This window comes from Gordonia malaquae (genome assembly GCF_037148075.1).
Classification (GTDB): Bacteria; Actinomycetota; Actinomycetes; order Mycobacteriales; family Mycobacteriaceae; genus Gordonia; species Gordonia malaquae.
Window position 1 is genome coordinate 790776 of record NZ_JBBCUB010000002.1, and the last position, 13584, is coordinate 804359.

The 13584-nt window shown below is 65.1% G+C and carries 14 protein-coding genes and 2 tRNA genes; 5 read left to right on the forward strand and 11 right to left on the reverse strand.

Going from position 1 to position 13584, the window contains the following annotated elements; translation table 11 throughout:
- Positions 1 to 102: 102 nt before the first annotated feature.
- The 6 genes from ndk to mobA all read right to left on the reverse strand — a co-directional run bounded on the left by ndk (position 103) and on the right by mobA (position 6156).
- Positions 103 to 519: a nucleoside-diphosphate kinase gene (gene ndk, locus WFK36_RS10810; RefSeq protein ID WP_040519809.1), complete on the reverse strand. Its 417-nt coding sequence runs from the start codon at positions 517 to 519 to the stop codon at positions 103 to 105.
- 37 nt (positions 520 to 556) lie between these two features.
- A complete protein-coding gene (locus WFK36_RS10815; RefSeq protein ID WP_336791626.1) occupies positions 557 to 991 on the reverse strand; it encodes a hypothetical protein in 435 nt (144 codons plus the stop codon).
- Between the two features lie 75 nt (positions 992 to 1066).
- A complete protein-coding gene (locus WFK36_RS10820; RefSeq protein ID WP_336791627.1) occupies positions 1067 to 1465 on the reverse strand; it encodes a DUF4233 domain-containing protein in 399 nt (132 codons plus the stop codon).
- The gene (folC, locus tag WFK36_RS10825; protein ID WP_336791628.1) at positions 1462 to 2859 is read right to left on the reverse strand and encodes a bifunctional tetrahydrofolate synthase/dihydrofolate synthase; all 1398 of its coding nucleotides are present in this window, start codon (positions 2857 to 2859) and stop codon (positions 1462 to 1464) included. The genes WFK36_RS10820 and folC overlap by 4 nt, the downstream gene beginning before the upstream one ends.
- On the reverse strand, positions 2859 to 5513 hold the full coding sequence (locus WFK36_RS10830; protein ID WP_336791629.1) for a valine--tRNA ligase: 2655 nt from the start codon (positions 5511 to 5513) through the stop codon (positions 2859 to 2861). Before WFK36_RS10830 ends, folC begins: the two co-directional genes overlap by 1 nt.
- 46 nt (positions 5514 to 5559) lie before the next feature.
- Positions 5560 to 6156, reverse strand: coding sequence for a molybdenum cofactor guanylyltransferase (gene mobA / locus WFK36_RS10835; protein ID WP_336791630.1), 597 nt, complete (start codon positions 6154 to 6156; stop codon positions 5560 to 5562).
- Between the two features lie 489 nt (positions 6157 to 6645).
- Between mobA and WFK36_RS10840 the strand changes: the two genes are divergently transcribed.
- Entirely contained in the window at positions 6646 to 7239 is a 594-nt protein-coding gene (locus WFK36_RS10840; RefSeq protein ID WP_336791631.1) for a hypothetical protein, read from the forward strand.
- A gap of 96 nt (positions 7240 to 7335) precedes the next feature.
- Here WFK36_RS10840 and clpX read toward each other — a convergent pair whose 3' ends face one another.
- The 5 genes from clpX to WFK36_RS10865 form a co-directional block, all read right to left on the reverse strand.
- The gene (clpX, locus tag WFK36_RS10845) at positions 7336 to 8619 is read right to left on the reverse strand and encodes an ATP-dependent Clp protease ATP-binding subunit ClpX (RefSeq protein ID WP_336791633.1); all 1284 of its coding nucleotides are present in this window, start codon (positions 8617 to 8619) and stop codon (positions 7336 to 7338) included.
- An 83-nt stretch (positions 8620 to 8702) separates the two neighbouring features.
- Complete coding sequence (locus WFK36_RS10850) at positions 8703 to 9380, reverse strand: ATP-dependent Clp protease proteolytic subunit (protein ID WP_008378356.1); 678 nt, start codon at positions 9378 to 9380, stop codon at positions 8703 to 8705.
- A gap of 46 nt (positions 9381 to 9426) precedes the next feature.
- Entirely contained in the window at positions 9427 to 10005 is a 579-nt protein-coding gene (locus WFK36_RS10855) for an ATP-dependent Clp protease proteolytic subunit (RefSeq protein WP_040519807.1), read from the reverse strand.
- A gap of 229 nt (positions 10006 to 10234) precedes the next feature.
- Positions 10235 to 11587 carry a trigger factor gene (gene tig / locus WFK36_RS10860; protein WP_008378354.1) on the reverse strand — a complete coding sequence of 451 codons (1353 nt, stop codon included), beginning with the start codon at positions 11585 to 11587 and terminating at the stop codon, positions 10235 to 10237.
- A 40-nt stretch (positions 11588 to 11627) separates the two neighbouring features.
- Positions 11628 to 11701: transfer RNA gene (locus WFK36_RS10865), tRNA-Pro, on the reverse strand.
- 137 nt (positions 11702 to 11838) lie between these two features.
- Here WFK36_RS10865 and WFK36_RS10870 point away from each other — a divergent pair.
- From WFK36_RS10870 to WFK36_RS10885, 4 genes are all read left to right on the forward strand, one after another.
- Positions 11839 to 11912, forward strand: a tRNA-Gly gene (locus WFK36_RS10870).
- A gap of 150 nt (positions 11913 to 12062) precedes the next feature.
- Complete coding sequence (locus WFK36_RS10875) at positions 12063 to 12191, forward strand: hypothetical protein (protein WP_336791634.1); 129 nt, start codon at positions 12063 to 12065, stop codon at positions 12189 to 12191.
- Complete coding sequence (locus WFK36_RS10880; RefSeq protein WP_336791635.1) at positions 12188 to 12655, forward strand: hypothetical protein; 468 nt, start codon at positions 12188 to 12190, stop codon at positions 12653 to 12655. Before WFK36_RS10875 ends, WFK36_RS10880 begins: the two co-directional genes overlap by 4 nt.
- Positions 12656 to 13126: 471 nt before the next feature.
- A complete protein-coding gene (locus WFK36_RS10885) occupies positions 13127 to 13507 on the forward strand; it encodes a hypothetical protein (protein ID WP_336791636.1) in 381 nt (126 codons plus the stop codon).
- Positions 13508 to 13584: the final 77 nt, after the last annotated feature.

The following is a 13584-nucleotide window of genomic DNA, read 5'->3' on the forward strand; positions in this document are numbered from 1 at the left end:
AAGTGTGACGCCGTGAACTACAACAAGTATCCCACACGTGCCGGGCAGAACCCGCACAGCCTGGAAAAGTGCCCCCGCGCGCCGCAGCGCGAGGGTGTCAGATCAGGAGTTGAGCGACGGGAACCAGAGACCGATCTCACGTGCGGCAGACTCGGGCGAGTCGGAGCCGTGAACCAGGTTGAACTGGGTCTCGAGGCCGAAGTCGCCGCGGATGGTACCCGGTGTGGCCTTCTCGACGGGATCCGTTCCGCCCGCGAGCTGACGGAATGCCGCGATGGCGCGGGGGCCTTCCACGACGAGTGCGACCACGGGGCCGGAGGTGATGAATTCGAGCAGCGAACCGAAGAACGGGCGTTCGGCGTGCTCTGCGTAGTGCTCGCTGGCGATCTCGGTGGTGACGGTGCGCAGTTCGAGCGCGGCCAGGGTCAGGCCTTTGCGTTCGATGCGGGAGATCACTTCACCGATGACACCGCGCTGCACGCCGTCGGGCTTGATGAGGACGAGAGTCTGTTCAGTCACCAGCACACTGTAACGACCACTGGGCGGATACGCCGCGTCAGCTGGGACAGTACTCGGGCTCGACCGCGAAGAATCCGTAGCTGAACAGGCCCGACTTGGAGTGCGGCGTGACGATGATCTGGACGCAGGCGCCCGGCTTGGCCATCGCCGCGTCGAGCTCGGCGTCGATGATCTTGCCCATCGCACTGTTCGCCTCGCGGAAAGCGGGCGGCACCGGAAGACTGCGAACGAGCGCACCCGGCTGACGATCATCCATCCACTTGGTGGCACCACGCGTCGCGATGTAACCGAAGGAGCCCTCGGGCACGGGCATCGGCAGACCAGGCTTCACCATCGACGGGTCGAAGCCGTCCGACGGAGGCGTCGTCGGCGACGGAACAGTCGACGAGGGCCCCGCATGAGCGAGCGGCGCGATGAACAACGGGACCGCGACCGCAGCCATCAGTGCCGACACGAGATGAGACGAACGCATGCAATCCTTCCGGTCGATCTCGGAGTGATCGACGCTACTGCCTAGGAGTGTAACGGACGGATTCGCTCGATCGGACTACGCGCGTTGGCTGGGCAGCAGGCCTCGTTCGATACGCAGTGCCACGTCACGCCGGATGTAGGCGATGTACACCCACACACAGAGGAAGATCACTCCGATCACAGCGATCGACCAGTGAAACAGTCCGCCTGCGATGAGAGCCACCTGGAGCACCAGGATCGCCGGGAGTGCCCACGACCGCGCGCACATGCCCGACATCAGCACGTGAGCGAGGGCCATCGCACCGAGGTACAGGCCCGAGCCCCACCCGAGACCACCGCCGATCTTGGCGATGATCGGGAACGCGAGCAGAATCACGATCACTTCGAGGATCAGCGTTCCGGCCATCACACCGCGGAATCCCTTCCACGGATCGGTGGCGGGCGGGTTGACCGCCGGAGTGTTCTCGTCGGTCATGACGGGTCCTTCGCAAACAGTGTGCGACCGGCGCCCGCAGTGACGACCGATCCGGTGATGATGACGCCCGCACCGGAAACGGTCCCGGTCTCACCGTCCTCCGCGAGGGCGATCGCCGCCTCGACGGCGTCGGGCAAGAACGGTTCCACGCTCAGTCGTTCGTCTCCGAAAATGGGCAGCGCGAGGTCGTAGAGGGAGTCGGTGTCGAGGGCTCGCGGTGAACCGTTGTTGGTGAGGACGACGGCATCGAGCACCGGTTCCAGCTCGGTGAGCAGTCCGCGCGCGTCCTTGTCGCCGAGCACGCCGATCACGCCTACGAGGCGGCGGAAGTCGAACTCCGACACCAGTGCTTGGGCCAGTGCGCGTGCACCGTGTGGGTTGTGTGCGGCGTCGATGAAGACGCTCGGCGCGTTACGCAGCCGTTCGAGCCGTCCGGGGGTCCGGACTTCGGCGAATGCTTCGCGCACGGTGTCGACGTCGAGTTGACGGTCGGCGCCGGCGCCGAAGAACGCCTCGACTGCGGCCAGCGCGAGGGCGGCATTCTGCGCCTGGTGGGCACCGTGCAGCGGGAGGAACACCTCGTCGTACACGCCGCCGAGACCTTGGATCCGCAGCAGCTGGCCGCCGACGGCGGTCGCCGAGTCGAGCACCGCGAACTCGGAGTTCTGCCGCGCGACGATGGTCCCGGCCTCCACACTCGCTCGCAGCAGCACGTCGGCCACCTCGGGTTCCTGCGGTCCGATGACCGTGACCGGATCACTCGGGACCACGGCGTCGGTCGGGCCGGGTTTGATGATCCCCGCCTTCTCCCCCGCGATGGCCGTGAGCGTGTCACCGAGGTAGTCGGCGTGGTCCATCGCGATCGGCGTGATCACCGCGACTTTGGAGTCGATCACGTTGGTGGCGTCCCAGCGTCCCCCCATGCCCGTCTCGACGACGGCCACCTCGATCGGAGCCTCGGCGAATGCGGCGTAGGCCATCGCGGTGAGGACTTCGAACTTACTCATGCGCGGGCCGCCCTGCGCGGTCGACGAGTCGTCGACCATCGTGATGAACGGCTCCAGTTCGCGGTAGGTGTCCACGTAGAGCCTCGGCGAGATCGGCGTGCCGTCGATCGCGATCCGCTCGGTCACCAGTTGCAGGTGCGGGCTGGTGATCCGGCCGGTGCGGCGGTGGAACGCCTGCAGCAGAGAGTCGATCATCCGCGTGACCGACGTCTTCCCGTTGGTTCCCGCGATGTGGATCGCCGGGTAGGCGTGCTGCGGGTTCCCGAGCAACTCGAGCAGCAGGTTGATCCGCGTGAGCGACGGCTCGATCTTGGTCTCGGGCCACCGGGTGTCGAGTTCGGCCTCGACCGCCGCGAGTTCGGCGAGGTCCTCCGGGCTGGGAGCCATCAGGCGCCCAGCGCCTCGAGCTTGGCCTTCAGACGGGCGATGTCCTCCTGTGCGAGGGCCTGGCGGGCCTTGATCTTGTCGACGACGGCGTCGGGCGCCTTGGACAGGAATTGCTCATTGCCGAGCTTCCCGGTGGTGCCCGCGAGTTCCTTCTCGGCCGCGGCGAGGTCCTTCGCCGCGCGCTTGCGCTCGGCCTCGATGTCGACTGTCCCGGAGGTGTCGATCGCGACGGTGGCAGTGCCGCCCGAGAGGCGGACTTCAACGGTCGCTGTCGCCGCGAAGTCGTCACCCGCGGTCTCGAGCCGTGCGAGCGAGTCTAGTTGTCCGCGCAGGGTGTCCAATCCGAGTGCGTCGAGGCCCTCGACGGTGGCGGCGACTCGCTGTCCCGGGTTGAGCCCCTGATCGCTGCGGAACCGTCGCACTTCGGTGATGAGCTTCTGGAGGTCGTCGATCTGCTGTGCCGCGGTCGGGTCCGCGGGCGCCCCCGACGGTGTGGGCCATTCGGCGATCACGACGGACTCGCCGCCGGTCAGCGTGGTCCAGAGGACTTCGGTGACGAACGGCATCACCGGGTGCAGCGCACGCAGCAGCTTGTCGAGGATGGTCCCGAGGACAAGCGCGGTGGCGTCGGCGCGGGCGCCGCCCTCGGCGACCTGAACCTTCGACAGCTCGAGGTACCAGTCGCAGACCTCGTCCCACGCGAAGTGGTAGAGCGCCTCACAGGCCTTCGAGAACTCGTACGTCTCGAAGCCTGCGTCGACGTCGGCCAGCACCTGGTCGAGTCGGCCGAGGATCCAGCGGTCGGCGACGGTGAGGTCGTCTGCGGCCGGCAGATCACCCAGGCGTGCACCGTTCATCATGGCGAACTTGGTGGCGTTGAACAGTTTGGTGGCGAAGTTGCGTGAGCTCTGCGCATGCGACTCGCCGACCGAGATGTCGCTGCCCGGGTTCGCGCCGCGCGCGAGTGTGAAGCGCAGGGCGTCGGCGCCGAAGCGGTCGATCCAGTCGAGCGGGTCGATGCCGTTGCCCTTCGACTTGCTCATCTTCTGACCGCGTTCGTCACGGACGAGTCCGTGCAGGAAGACGTCGCGGAACGGAACTGCAGCGGTGCGCCCCTGCAGGCCGCCGAGGTCGAGGTTCGAGACGTAGGTTCCGAACATCATCATGCGGGCGACCCAGAAGAACAGGATGTCGTAGCCGGTGACCAGGACCGATGTCGGGTAGAACTTGTCGAGATCGGCAGTCTGCTCGGGCCAGCCCATCGTCGAGAACGGCCACAGTCCGGAGCTGAACCAGGTGTCGAGGACGTCGGGGTCTTGCTCCCAGCCCTCGGGTGCGGTCTCGTCGGGGCCGAAGCACTCGACTTCGCCGTTCGGGCCGTACCAGATCGGGATGCGGTGGCCCCACCAGAGCTGACGGGAGATGGTCCAGTCGTGCATGTCGTCGACCCAGTCGAACCAGCGCGGTTCCTGGCTCTTGGGGTGGATCACGGTGTCGCCGTCACGGACTGCGTCACCCGCGGCCTTGGCCAGTGACGACACGTCGACCCACCACTGCATCGACAGGCGAGGTTCGATCGGCTCGCCGGCGCGTTCGGAATGGCCGACGCTGTGCGAGTACGGGCGCACCTCCTTGACGATGCGTCCCTGCTCGGCGAGGGCCTCCCGGACGGCGACGCGCGCCGCGAAACGGTCGAGACCGTCGAACTGCGTTCCGGTGCCCTCCACGACGGCGGTCTTGTCCATGATCGTGATCATCGGCAGGTTGTGGCGCTGCCCGATCGCGAAGTCGTTCGGGTCGTGGGCAGGGGTGATCTTGACTGCGCCGGAACCGAATTCAGGATCGACGTAGTCGTCGGCGATCACCGGGATCTTGCGGTCGAGGAACGGGTGGTCGAGCTCGACACCGATCAGTGCCTTGTACCGCTCGTCGTCGGGATGGACGGCGATCGCGGTGTCGCCGAGCATCGTCTCCATACGGGTGGTGGCGACGACGATGTGCGGCTCTGCGTCGTCGAGCGAACCGTAGCGGAATGAGACGAGCTCACCGTCGACGTCCTTGTACTTGACCTCGATGTCGGAGATGGCGGTCTGCTGTGCGGGCGACCAGTTGACCAGCCGCTCGGCGCGGTAGATCAGACCGTCGTCGTAGAGCTTCTTGAAGATCGTCTGGACGGCGCGGGACAGACCCTCGTCCATGGTGAACCGGTCACGGTTCCAGTCGACGCCCTCGCCGAGTCGACGCATCTGGCCCTGGATCATGCCGCCCGATTCGGCCTTCCACTTCCAGACGCGCTCGATGAAGGCCTCGCGCCCGAGCTCCTCGCGGGACGTGCCTTCGGCCGCCAGCTGCTTCTCGACGATGGTCTGCGTCGCGATGCCCGCATGATCCATGCCGGGCAGCCACAGCACCTCGAAACCCTGCATGCGCTTGCGGCGCGTCAGAGTGTCCATCAGGGTGTGGTCGAGCGCATGGCCCATGTGCAGCGAGCCGGTCACATTCGGCGGAGGCAGGACGATCGAGTAGCCGGGCTTGTCACTCGACGCGTCGGCTTCGAAGTATCCGGCGTCTACCCACCGCTCGTACAGGCCCGCTTCATGCTCGGAAGGGTCCCATGACTTGGGCAGGCTGGCGCTCTGGTCGGAGTTCGTCACGGTTCGATTCTAGAAGCGACACAGCTCGTGGGACGAACCGGCCCAGTCAGGCTCCCACTCGGAGTCGGTGCAGGTCTTCGGGCGCGTCGACGTTGGTGAGCCAGTTCGGGTCGCTGACACCGACGCGGCGCGTGCTGATCGCGTCCAACGCCGCCAGCATGCGCAGTTCTCCTGCGTCGACGAGGCCGGCCAGCGCGTCGGCCGCACTCGTCCGGTAGACCCCTGCCATCGGGTGGTCGCGTTGGGCGTCGTGAGCGATCACGGCATCGGTCGACGGCGTGAGTCCGGCGAGCAGTTCGTCGACGAGATCGGCCTTCACGAGCGGCATGTCCGTGGCGCACACGAATGCGACGTCGGCTCCGGCCGCCGCGGCGGCTCGCAGGGCTGCCACAAGCCCGCCGAGCGGGCCGCTTCCGTCCTTCTCGTCGGTGACCCACTGCAGATCCGACTCGGCTGACAGTTCCCGATAGGCCTGCGACGCCTCCGGTGCGGCGACCAGGACCGGCGCGCACCGCTCCCCGATCGCCTCCGTGATCCGAGTGAGCATGGTGACTCCCTCGTACTCGAGTGCTGCCTTGTCCTGCCCCATGCGCCGCGACCGTCCCCCAGCGAGAACGATTCCGGCAACTGTGTTGTGCGTCATACCGACCACCGTAGCGGCGACGCCACCTTCCCGCCGCCGCTTGGCGTTTACGCACGATGCGTTGGCTCCCGCTAATTGTCTGACAATTAGCGGGAATCGAAACTTGCGGCGCAAGCAGGTCTGTGGATAACGCAGGTGACGAAATCGGCGTTTCGGGTTTCAATCTGGCCATGTGGCCGACAGACGAACACGGGATCATCCAGCGTTCAACGCTCCTCGACATCGGAGTCACCGACGCCGAGGTCAAACGTGCATTGCGCTCCGGCGAGATCATCGCCCTGGACAGGGGCTTCTACCTACCGGCTGCACAATTGCCCACGTACGACATAGACGACGCTGTCTACCGGTACAAGGTTTGTTGCCGCTGCGTCTCGGCAGTCGATGCCGCTCACACACGAATCGGCGGCCGCCGTCCACGGACTCGCGACCCTCAAGCCGGACCGCTCTGTGGTTCATTTCGGCACGAACCGCTCAAGCGGTGGACGCCGAATGCACAGTCGCCACATCCACACCGGAGTGCCCGACGACGTCCTCGTCGTTGTCAGCGGTATCGCGGTCACGTCGATCGCGCGAACTGCTGTGGACGTCGCCGCGTGCGCCGACCTTGCTCGTGCCCTTGCCGTGATGGACAGCGCTCTTCGCCTCGGGGTGACGCTTGAAGAACTGCGTGCTGAGGCCGCGCGCCACCGCATCCGCGGGGCGGCCGTCGTCGATGCGGCGTTGCGGTATGCAGACGGCCGATCGGCGAACCCTGGAGAATCGTGGGGTCGCGCGCAGATGATCGAAGCCGGCCTCCCCGTCCCCGAACTGCAGACTGAGTTCGAACTCGGAGACGGATCAACGGCATTCACCGACTACGACTGGGGGCGAGTCCTGATCGCAGAGTTCGACGGTTTCCGGAAGTACGGTCGAGACGTGCGCCCGGGCCAGAGCGTCGAAGACGCCGTCGTGCGCGAGAAGGTCCGGGAGGACCGTCTCCGCGACCTGGGGTGCGACGTGGTCCGATTCATCTGGGCCGACCTCGAGAACCGCCTGATGGTCCCCCGCGTGACGCAGAAACTCCGGCGCCACGGACTCCTTTAGCCAATACGCATCAGGCGTCAGTTCCCGCTAATTGTCTGACAATTAGCGGGAACCAACGCCTGATGCGTGAAGGTTAGGCCTGTCGGTCCGTCGGCCTTAGGCCGACTTCTCCTTCGGGCCTTCGTCCTTGCGCGGGACGACGGTCGGGAGGACGTTGTCGCGGACGGTCTCGCCGGTGACGACGACCTTGGCGACGTCGTCGCGGCTCGGGATGTCGTACATGACGGGAAGCAAGACTTCCTCCATGATCGCGCGGAGACCACGAGCACCGGTGCCGCGGTGGATCGCCTGGTCGGCGATCGCCTCCAGGGCGTCCTGGCTGAACTCGAGTTCCACGTTGTCCATGTCGAACAGCTTCGCGTACTGCTTGACCAGCGCGTTCTTCGGCTCGGACAGGATGGAGACGAGGGCCTCCTTGTCGAGGTTCCGAACCGACGCGATCATCGGGAGACGTCCGATGAACTCGGGGATCAGACCGAACTTGATCAGATCCTCGGGCATCACCTCGGCGAAGTGGTCCGTCGTGTCGACGTCGCGCTTGCTGGTGACCTCGTTGCCGAAGCCGATGCCGCGCTTGCCGATCCGCTCTGCCACGACCTTCTCCAGACCGGCGAAGGCTCCTGCCACGATGAACAGGACGTTCGTCGTGTCGAGCTGGATGAACTCCTGGTGCGGGTGCTTGCGTCCGCCCTGCGGAGGCACAGACGCCTGCGTGCCCTCGAGGATCTTCAACAGCGCCTGTTGCACGCCCTCGCCCGACACGTCGCGCGTGATCGACGGGTTCTCGCTCTTGCGAGCGATCTTGTCGACCTCGTCGATGTAGATGATGCCGGTCTCGGCGCGCTTCACGTCGTAGTCGGCAGCCTGGATCAGCTTGAGCAGGATGTTCTCGACGTCCTCACCCACATAGCCGGCCTCGGTGAGTGCGGTCGCATCCGCGATCGCGAACGGCACGTTCAGCATCTTCGCGAGCGTCTGAGCGAGGTAGGTCTTGCCACAGCCCGTCGGACCGAGCATCAGGATGTTCGACTTGGCCAGCTCGACTGTCTCCACCGAGCCGCGCTTGTCGTTGACCTTCTTCTCGCCTGCCTGGATTCGCTTGTAGTGGTTGTAGACCGCGACGGCGAGCGTGCGCTTGGCCGTGTCCTGACCCACCACGTAGTTGTCCAAGAAGTCACGGATCTCGGCGGGCTTCGGAAGCTCGTCGATCTTCACATCGCTGGTCTCGGCCAGCTCCTCCTCGATGATCTCGTTGCACAAGTCGATGCACTCATCGCAGATGTAGACCCCAGGCCCTGCAATCAGCTTCTTGACCTGCTTCTGGCTCTTACCGCAGAACGAGCACTTGAGAAGGTCCCCGCCGTCTCCCATTCGCGCCATGTGGCCGCACCTTCTTTCTCGTGACGCGCGTCACCATGAACGGTACTCGCGCAGACTGCGTTCGCCGGGGCGAACACGGTTTACTAGCGTGCCGACTTCTTGCGGTAGTCGAAGACCTCGTCGATGATCCCGTACTCCTTGGCCTCATCGGCCGTCAGGATGTTGTCGCGGTCGGTGTCCTTGCGGATCTTGTCGGTGTCCTGACCGGTGTGGTGGCTGAGGATCTCGTCGAGACGCTTGCGGATGCGCTCGATCTCGGCCGCCTGGATCTCCAGGTCGGAGACCTGGCCCTGGTAGGCGCCACCCGTGCGAGGCTGGTGGATCAGGACGGTTGCGTTCGGGAGAGCCGCGCGCTTGCCGGGGGTGCCGCCTGCGAGCAGGATCGCGGCGGCCGACGCGGCTTCGCCGAGGCAGACGGTGACGACGTCGCAGTGGACGTACTGCATCGTGTCGTAGATCGCGAGCATGTCCGGGACGCTGCCGCCGGGCGAGTTGATGTACATCGTGATGTCGCGGTCGGGATCCTGGCTCTCCAGCACCAGCAGCTGAGCCATCACGTCGTTGGCGACGGTCTGGTCGATCGGCGTGCCGACGAAGACGATGCGCTCTTCGAACAGCTTCGCGTACGGGTCGTACTGGCGCTGACCGTTCGGGGTGTTCTCGATGAACGACGGCAGGATGTAGCGGGCTTCGATGCTCTTCAGAGCGATCGCCGAATCCGAGATGCCTGCGCGGACATCAGCGGGAAGATCGTTGTACATGGTTTCTCCGTAGCCGGTGAAGGGATGTGAGGGAAGAAGGAGGCGCTCAGGCACCCGGTCGCGAGATGGTGGTCACCACGTGGTCGACGAAGCCGTATTCCTTGGCTTCCGCCGCGGTGAACCAGTTGTCGCGGTCGGCGTCGGCCTCGATCTTCTCGAGCGGCTGACCGGTGAACTCGGCGTTGAGTCGGTTCATCTCTCGCTTGGTGGCGGCGAACTGCTCGGCCTGGATCGCGATGTCGGCCGCGGTGCCGCCGATGCCCGCTGACGGCTGGTGCATCATGATGCGTGCGTGCGGGAGCGCGTGACGCTTGCCCTTGGTGCCCGCGGCGAGCAGGAACTGGCCCATCGACGCGGCCATCCCCATCCCGTAGGTCGCGACATCGCACGGCGCGAGCTGCATCGTGTCGAAGATCGCCATGCCCGCCGTGACACTGCCGCCGGGCGAGTTGATGTAAAGGTTGATGTCCTTCTCCGGGTCTTCCGCGGCGAGCAGCAGGATCTGCGCGCAGAGGCGGTTGGCGATGTCGTCGTCGACCTGAGTGCCGAGGAAGATGATGCGCTCGCGGAGGAGTCGCTCGAAAACCGAATCAGTCAGGTTCAGGCCGGCGACGCCCGAGCTCATCGAAGGCGTGTGGAGAGTGCTCACTGGTTGTACCTATCTGTCGAGAAACTGCGGCGTTGTCACCGAGATTAATCACTACCGGGGTCCCGAATGTTCCGGTGACACCCCGGATTCGCTCACAGCAGAACAAGGCGACGCCTCGTCCTGCGGGTTCATCTGTGGGAGAACACGACAGCCGGGACGGATACCGTCCCGGCTGTCGTGAAACCTCGTGATCGAGGCGAGAGGATCAGGCCTCTTCGTCGTCCTGAGCGTCCTCGTCGGCTCCGCCGAAGAACGCCTTGGTGTCGATGGCCTCACCGTTGGTGTCGGTCACCGTGACGTCACCGATGACCTCGGCGAGCGCCTTGTTGCGACGCACGTCGGCGTACAGAGCGCCGATCTGGTTCGCGTTCTGCAGCTGCTGGATGAACTCCTGCGGTGCGACGCCGTAGCGCTGGCTCTGCATGAGGATCTGCTGGGTCAGCTCGTCCTGGCCGACCTCGACCTCGGTCGCGTCCGCGATCGCGTCGAGCAGCAGCTGGGTCCGGACCGACTTCTCCGCGTCCGTACGGCTCTCGGCGTCCCACTCCTCGCGGGTCTTGCCCTGGGCTTCGAGGAAGCGGTCGACCTGAGCGTCGTCGTGACCGAGTGCGTGGACCAGCTGGTGCTGGACGCCCTCGACCTCGTCTGCGACGACCTTCTCGGGCAGCGGGAACTCGACGGTCTCGAGGAGCTGCTCGAGGACTGCGTCGCGGATCGCGCCGGCCTGCTCGTACTTCTTCGACTCGCCTGCGCGCTCACGCAGGCTCTCGCGCAGCTCGTCGACGGTGTCGAACTCGCTGGCGAGCTGTGCGAAGTCGTCGTCGACGGCGGGGAGCTCGCGCTCCTTGACCGAGTTGACGGTCACGGTGACCTCTGCCTCTTCGCCTGCGTGGTCGCCTGCAACGAGCTTGGTGGTGAAGGTGTTCTTCTCGCCGGCCTTCAGGCCTTCGAGGGCTTCTTCCAGGCCGTCGACCAGATCGCCGCTGCCGACCTCGTGCGAGAGGCCCTCGGTGGTGGCCTCGTCGACGGTCTCACCGTTGACGGTGGCGACCAGGTCGATCGACACGAAGTCGCCGTTGGTCGCGCCGCGCTCCACACCGACGAGGGTGCCGAAGCGTGCGCGGAGGTTGTCCAGCTCGGTCTCGACGTCAGCGTCGGCGACCTCGATGGCGTCGACCTGCACTGCGATCGTCGAGTACTCCGGCAGCGTGATCTCCGGGCGGATGTCGACCTCGGCGGTGAAGCGAACCGGCTGGCCGTCTTCGAGCTCTGCGACGTCGAGCTCGGGCTGGCTGATCGCCTTGATGTCGGCTTCGGCGATCGCCTGCGAGTACTTGTTCGGCAGTGCGTCGTTGACGACCTGCTCGAGGATCGACTGACGGCCGACGCGGGCTTCGATCAGCTTCGCGGGGGCCTTGCCCGGGCGGAAGCCGGGGATTCGGATCTGCTGCGCGAGCGACTTGTATGCCCGGTCGAAGTCAGCGGAGAGCTCCTCGAACGGAACTTCGACACTCAGCTTGACTCGGGTCGGGCTCAGCTGCTCGACGGTGCTCTTCACGACTTCGATGCTCCTTATAGATCCGTACGTCACGTATTCGTCGGGATGACAGGATTTGAACCTGCGACCCTCCGCTCCCAAAGCGGATGCGCTACCAAGCTGCGCCACATCCCGTGGACGTCCCGCAGTGCGGGCACGGCCAAACGCACATAGTACGGGCCGAGGGTGTCCCACCGCGAACCAGGGACCGGTTTTGTCCATCGCCGATGCCCTGGGGTACTGTTTCACCCGTCGCACCAAGCGTGCGGCACGCGGGTGTAGCTCAATGGTAGAGCCCTAGTCTTCCAAACTAGCTACGCGGGTTCGATTCCCGTCACCCGCTCCAGCAGGTCGGAGGCTGTTTCTAGCCTCCGACCTTTTGCTATTTCCGAAGGTCTGCGACCTTATCGAACGCTTCCAGTGGTGAAGAAAGTTCGGCCCCGACCTGCACGGCAATGCAGATTGGGGCCTCACGCCCACTACGGAAGCAGCCGTCTTGAACGTTCATCCCATAGTAATCGGCCTGGCAATCGCCACCGTGTTCGTGCTCGGCACGTACGCCGCCATGATCGGCGTCTTCCACGCCGTCCACGCCCTCGGCCTGTACGCCGGAGCGCCCGCATGAGCGCCGCCGACTTCGCCCACGGCGTCAATCGTGGAACCGCCATCGGCCTAGAGCACGCCGCCGACGCCCTCGTCCGCGTCCAAACGGTCGAAGAGCTGCCCGCAGTGATTGCCGAACTTCAGCGGCACGCCGCCCGCATCCGCCAGCAGTCCGCGCACTTCGACGTGCCCGCTGACACTCCTACCGCTCCGGAACCGATCGCTCAGGAACCGCGCGTCAGCGCTCTATCGATCGATGGCGTCGACTGCCTCGAATACACGTACGTGAACCGGTACCTGACATGCCTTCCCGAAGGTGTCGCGCGCCTCCAGCGCGTCTACGTCAGCTCCAGATTCGACGTCGAGACCGGCCACGGTGAGCCGCGAATGTTCATCACAGCCGATGGTGAAGTGACCGACCCGGTGGAGTTCGCCGCCGAGGTCGCCAACGCGACCGCTGTCTACGCCGCAATCTCCCGCCTGTAGGCGGTGCTCCCGCACCTTTTGTGCGCTCCCCTATGCCCTGACCCGTTCAAGCGGTCAGCCGGTGGCAGACGACCGGCCAGGGCACTAAGCCGCACCGACCATAACTGCGTGCGCCGTCGCTTTGTGGAGTGTCCGACGTAAACCGACCTCCGGCCAGTAGCTCAGTCGACGCCTGGCCCGTCGCCATCTGTGCGCGTTTGATCGCCGCCCGCAGGTGCCATGACTCAACGCGCGCTGTCTCAGCGGGCGCTACTCGTCGTGGCCGGAAGCGATAGGGGCATGGTTTCGTGGGATCGATGGGCGGAGCGGGTTTCGACACCGGCACCCGTATGGGTTCCTATCGCTTGATTGTGCCGAACCTAGTCGTACGTTCAAACGAATTCCCGCAGCCTCGGCGTTCAGACCGTATCGCGGACGTAAAACGGACACATGTCATGCCACGTACGCCACTGCAACGAGAACGCCGCTTCTGTGATCGATCTTGACCCGGACAAGCCCGGTGGGCCTTACAGCTACCCAATGGAGATGCCCGTCTGCCAGCAGCATCTGACAATCCTGCAGGACCCAGAGACCGACTGGGCCTGCCACAACTTCACGGGTCACGGCCCCGAAGTGATCATCGGGAGCGATCTAGCGGAGCTGGACGAATGGCACCTCACCCGATCCATGAAAGTTGGTTCCGGAGCGATCAGCCGTCGACAGAGCAAGCACATTCCACGTCGATACGAGATCACGTTGGATATGAAGCTGCTTGGCACAGACGAGAAAGACTCCGTGAAGTTTCACGCGAGTGCTGAAGAACTGCGCGAGATGATCGACATGCTCAAGAAGGCAGCCCACCTCGACGACTAGCACGTCAGCTACACGAAAAGCGCCCCACCCTGGAACCAAGGTGGGGCGCTTCTCGTGTCATCCGAACGTACGTGTCA

What these genes read in the sequence shown, in the direction of transcription:
- WFK36_RS10815 (WP_336791626.1), bottom strand. Translation starts at nt 991, where the DNA reads ATGCGTTCGTCTCATCTCGTGTCGGCACTGATGGCTGCGGTCGCGGTC.
- WFK36_RS10820 (WP_336791627.1), bottom strand. Translation starts at nt 1,465, where the DNA reads ATGACCGACGAGAACACTCCGGCGGTCAACCCGCCCGCCACCGATCCG.
- folC (WP_336791628.1), bottom strand. Translation starts at nt 2,859, where the DNA reads ATGGCTCCCAGCCCGGAGGACCTCGCCGAACTCGCGGCGGTCGAGGCC.
- mobA (WP_336791630.1), bottom strand. Translation starts at nt 6,156, where the DNA reads ATGACGCACAACACAGTTGCCGGAATCGTTCTCGCTGGGGGACGGTCG.
- WFK36_RS10840 (WP_336791631.1), top strand. Translation starts at nt 6,646, where the DNA reads ATGCACAGTCGCCACATCCACACCGGAGTGCCCGACGACGTCCTCGTC.
- clpX (WP_336791633.1), bottom strand. Translation starts at nt 8,619, where the DNA reads ATGGCGCGAATGGGAGACGGCGGGGACCTTCTCAAGTGCTCGTTCTGC.
- WFK36_RS10850 (WP_008378356.1), bottom strand. Translation starts at nt 9,380, where the DNA reads ATGTACAACGATCTTCCCGCTGATGTCCGCGCAGGCATCTCGGATTCG.
- WFK36_RS10855 (WP_040519807.1), bottom strand. Translation starts at nt 10,005, where the DNA reads ATGAGCTCGGGCGTCGCCGGCCTGAACCTGACTGATTCGGTTTTCGAG.
- WFK36_RS10880 (WP_336791635.1), top strand. Translation starts at nt 12,188, where the DNA reads ATGAGCGCCGCCGACTTCGCCCACGGCGTCAATCGTGGAACCGCCATC.